The sequence below is a fragment of the Chitinophaga sp. genome, from assembly GCF_036566945.1.
Taxonomy (GTDB): domain Bacteria; phylum Bacteroidota; class Bacteroidia; order Chitinophagales; family Chitinophagaceae; genus Chitinophaga.
This window is the reverse complement of sequence record NZ_DATCVJ010000213.1, coordinates 1-1,839: the sequence shown is the minus strand read 5'-3', so window position 1 is coordinate 1,839 and position 1,839 is coordinate 1. Positions and strand designations below refer to the sequence as shown.

1 protein-coding gene is annotated in these 1,839 nt (G+C 50.9%); it reads left to right on the top strand.

The features are described 5' to 3' along the window. Window positions 1-64: 64 nt before the first annotated feature. A partial coding sequence (porU, locus tag VIP81_RS06105) for a type IX secretion system sortase PorU (RefSeq protein ID WP_331957587.1) occupies window positions 65-1,839 on the top strand: 1,775 nt, incomplete at its 3' end.

Sequence of the window (1,839 nt, the reverse complement as noted above, 5' to 3'; positions counted from 1 at the left end):
GCCATTCGTCCCTGCTGATAAAGGGTTTTCTACATCAACCGGTCGAAAAACTGCGATTAAGATAATGAAACTCAATTATATTTTTATCGGGATGTTCCTGGTTTTTTTGCTGCAGCAACAGGAAATATATGCCCAAAGCAGTATTCGTCAGTATAAAAAAAATTCAGTCCTCGCCACCGGGAGCTGGTATAAGCTGTCTGTTACCGATCCCGGCGTCTATAAAATAGATGTGCCCTTTCTCGAAAGCATGGGGATTAATACCCGGCAACTACCGGTTACGGCTATCCGGCTGTTCGGCAACGGCGGGCAAATGCTGGGGGAACCCAACAATACCCCCCGTTATGACGATCTGCCGGAAGTAGCGCTGTATGCCGAAGATGGAGGTGATGGTATATTGGATGGAAACGACTACCTGCTGTTTTATGCCCCTGGCTCACATGGCTGGACCTATAATAAAAGTGCCGGTACATTTACCCATCAGCGCAACCTTTATGCAGATGTTGCCTGGTATTATATTACGGTTGGGGGAGAAGGACTACGCATACAAACTGATAATAACCGGCCAGCTACTGGTATCCCCGAATATACTTTTACCTATCGCTCGTTTTATGAGCTGGATAGTTTTAACTTCCTGGGTAGCGGCAAGCAATGGTGGGGATCCGAATACAGTAAGGTATTGGGGTTGTCCCGCAGCTATCGTTTTACGCTGCCCGCTGCACCGGCAGGACCAGTGACGGTGAGCATGCGCGTGGCCGCCCGCAGTGGTGGCGGATGTAATTTCAATGCCACCGTTAACGGGTCCACCGCCATCAGCAATTTATACCTGCTACCGGTAACGGATAATGTTTTTGAAGGCGTGGCTACTGCCGCCACCGGCTCCGGTAGTGCTACTGCATCCCAGACGCAGCTGGATATAGGTGTGGAGTTAGCACCCAATAATATCAATGACCGTGGATGGCTGGACTACCTGGAAGTGCAGGCAACTTGTCCTTTAATAATGCCGGCAACAGGAATGCTGGGTTTTCGTAGTACGCTTCATATTGGTAGCGGGCAAGACAGCCGTTTTGCCCTCCATAACGCCGATGTGCAAACGAAAATATGGGATGTCACTGATCCGGTAAAGCCCGTCGCTGTGAAATACCAATCACAGGGCGATTCCGTGCTGTTTACAGGCAAAAACGAACAGCTGCATGAATACATTGCTTTTTACGACAGGGCAGCACTGCATCCCGTATATGCCGGTCCGGTAGCCAACCAGGATCTGCATGGGAGTAGCGCCGCAGATATGATCGTTATTACCACCACGGCGTTAAAGGGGCCTGCAGAAAGGCTGGCAGCCATGCACCGTGCGCAGGATCAGCTTTCCGTACAGGTGACCACCATTGACCAGGTGTATAATGAATTTGCTGCTGGCAGCCCCGATCCAACGGCTATCCGGGACTACGTAAAAATGTTTTATGACCGGGGGCCTGCACCCCGCTACCTGCTCTTGTTCGGCGCTGCCTCTTATGATTACCGGCAGCGCATTAAAAATAATACCAACGATATTCCTTCCTGGCAAAGTGAGGCTTCCCTGGATGCTATCCGCTCTTATGTATCAGATGACTATTTCGGCATACTGAAGGATGGGGGAGATATTACCCAAAGCAGTGTGCCCGACCGGCTGGATATTGGCATCGGGCGTATCCCGGCACGTAATGTAAGCGAAGCAACGCTGGTAGCAGATAAGGTTATCCGGTACCGTCAACCGGCCGCCTTTGGCCCCTGGCGCAACCAGGTTGCCTTAGTGGCCGATGATGAAGATGACAACCTGCATTTTGAGGACGCCGAAAAAATGGC